The 2,356-nt window shown below is 34.1% G+C and carries 3 protein-coding genes; all 3 read left to right on the plus strand.

All coding sequences use genetic code 11. The annotated features are described in order from the left end of the window. Positions 1-232: fructose-bisphosphatase class II (locus VK998_RS08615; RefSeq protein ID WP_325227657.1), on the plus strand; the 232-nt coding region annotated here is incomplete at its 5' end. 84 nt (positions 233-316) lie between these two features. Then, the gene (gene glpX, locus VK998_RS08620) at positions 317-1,288 is read left to right on the plus strand and encodes a class II fructose-bisphosphatase (protein WP_325227660.1); all 972 of its coding nucleotides are present in this window, start codon (positions 317-319) and stop codon (positions 1,286-1,288) included. Between the two features lie 191 nt (positions 1,289-1,479). Then, positions 1,480-2,356, plus strand: an 877-nt coding sequence (rho, locus tag VK998_RS08625; protein ID WP_325227662.1) for a transcription termination factor Rho, incomplete at its 3' end; no start/stop codon positions are given.

Raw genomic sequence — 2,356 nt, forward strand, 5'->3', positions numbered from 1 at the left:
AGGACAGGTTCTTACAATAGATGATTTGGCTGGAGGAAATGATATTTTCTTTGCTGCTACTGGTATTTCTGATGGAGATCTATTAAAAGGAGTAGTTTACTATGGAGATAATTTAGCCAAGACTCATTCAGTAGTTATGAGATCTAAAACAGGAACTATTAGATTTGTTGAAGCGCGTCATAGATTAAATAAAAATAATATATTAAAAGAATTACTTAAGAAACATAGTTAAAACATGTAGTATATACTATTTGACATAAAATTTAGAAAAAGTATATACTATATAGAGAAAAGGAAATCTTAGGGGGGCTTGTCTATGGATAGAAATTTAGCTTTGAATTTGGTTAGAGTAACGGAGGCTGCTGCATTGCAATCAGCACGACATTTAGGTAGAGGAGATAAAAATAAGGCAGATGAAGCAGCGGTAAATGGTATGAGGAAGATGTTTGATACTCTAACTATTGATGGAATAGTGGTAATAGGAGAAGGTGAAATGGATGAAGCACCTATGCTTTATATAGGGGAACAGATAGGAAAGGCAACTAAGGATTCTATAAAATTAGATATAGCAGTAGATCCACTAGATGGAACTACTGCTGTTGCTAAAGGATTATCCAACGCTATATCAGTAGTAGCTGTAGCTCCAAGAGGATGTTTATTACATGCACCGGATATGTACATGAATAAAATTGCTGTAGGACCAAAGGCAGCGGGAAAGGTATCTTTAGATGGGACTGTAGAAGAAAATTTAGAAAACCTATCTAAGGCTTTAAATAAAGATATTTCAGATATAACGGTAACTATGTTAGACAGACCAAGGCATAGGGAATTAGTTGAAAAAGTTAGAAAAGCTGGAGCTAGAATTAAACTTTTCCAAGATGGAGATGTGGCTGCAGCTATAGCTACTTGCTTTGAAGATTCTGGAGTAGATATTTTAATGGGTATTGGTGGAGCACCAGAAGGAGTTCTTGCAGCGGCAGCTTTAAAATGTTTAGGTGGAGAAATTCAAGGACGTCTTTATCCTGTAAAAGAAGAGGAGATATTAAGATGTAAAGAAATGGGATTACCCAATGTGAATGGGTTACTTACCATAGATGACCTAGCAAAGGGGAATGAGATAATTTTTTCAGCAACGGGTATCTCTAATGGGGAGCTTTTAAAAGGTGTTGTATACTATGAAAACAACACAGCTAAAACCTATTCAGTAGTAATGAGAGCGGAAACAGGTACCATAAGGTTTATAGAAGCTATACATAGGTTAGATAAAAAACCTGAATATGCAAAATAATTAGATTTGACTTATAAATATTATAATGATATTATTATCCTAATAATACTCATCTGTCTGGCATTTCTTGAGGTTATTCCAAAATATAATTAACAGAAATCAGTTATCTTTAAACAACATAAGCCCGCTATGGAAATCATAGGCTTTAATCTAAGCGGTAGCTTTTTAAATATTATGGAGGTGTAGTTTTTTTGAATTCTAGTATATTACGTGAAAAAAAGTTGGAGGATCTTAGGGTTATAGCTAAAACCTTGGGTCTTAAAAGCATTACTAAATATAGAAAAAATGAATTAATAGACATGATTTTAAAAGAGACAGCAAAAGAAGAAAAGGAAGAACCTGAGAAAAAGTCAACAGAGACAATAAACATTAATGATATTGATATGGAGGAATTGCCTGAAAAAGTTACAGAAGAATTAGAGCAGATGGAAAATATTAATGGCGCCGAAGGAATATTAGAGACTCACCAAGATGGATATGGCTTTTTAAGATCGGACAACTACTTATCGGGAGATAATGATATTTATGTTTCCCCTTCCCAAATCAGAAGATTTAGACTTAAAACTGGAGATAAAGTATTCGGTATTACAAGACCAGCAAAATCAGGAGAAAAGTATAAAGCACTTCTCTATGTAAAAAGTGTTAATGGCCTAAAACCAGAAACTTGTCTAAAAAGGCCAGATTTTGATAGCTTAACCCCAATATATCCAAGGAAAAGAATTGCTATGGAAACTGCTCCGAATAATCTTTCAACCAGAATCATCGATTTAATTGCTCCAATTGGAAAAGGACAGAGAGGCATGATTGTTTCTCCACCAAAGGCTGGTAAAACAACACTTCTAAAGTCTGTTGCTAATGCCATTTCTAAAAATCACCCTGAAATAGAAATTATAGTTCTTTTAATAGATGAAAGACCGGAGGAAGTTACAGATATGAAAAGATCTGTAGACGGAGATGTAGTTTATTCAACCTTTGACGAACTACCAAATCATCATACTAAAGTAGCTGAGATAGTTCTTGAAAGGGCTAAAAGATTAGTTGAACATGGAAAAGATGTAGTGATCCTTT

The sequence above is a fragment of the Schnuerera sp. genome, assembly GCF_035459645.1.
Lineage (GTDB): Bacteria > Bacillota > Clostridia > Tissierellales > Tepidimicrobiaceae > Schnuerera.

Excerpts from the sequence above, each read along its gene's own strand:
- glpX (WP_325227660.1), top strand. The coding sequence starts at position 317 with ATGGATAGAAATTTAGCTTTGAATTTGGTTAGAGTAACGGAGGCTGCT.